A 210-nucleotide genomic window follows, 5' to 3' on the forward strand; every position below is an offset into this window, starting at 1 on the left:
CGATCGAGGACTTAACCAATTTGTTTGTTTCTGATGTCCTTTATCCAGTTTTGAAAGAATAAAATTTTATTAAAAAAACACTTGCAAAAATGCACAGAGTTGATATAATAATACTTGTTCTTTTAAAAACAATGTCTAGTGATGATGGCGAAGAGGTCACACCCGTTCCCATACCGAACACGGAAGTTAAGCTCTTCAGCGCCGATGGTA

At 36.2% G+C, this 210-nt stretch carries 1 rRNA gene; it reads left to right on the plus strand.

The window, feature by feature from the left end:
• Positions 1-134: 134 nt before the first annotated feature.
• Positions 135-210, plus strand: a 5S ribosomal RNA gene (rrf, locus tag AC1ECF_RS17870); the annotation flags it as partial.

This window comes from Psychrobacillus sp. Z3-81 (genome assembly GCF_056620325.1).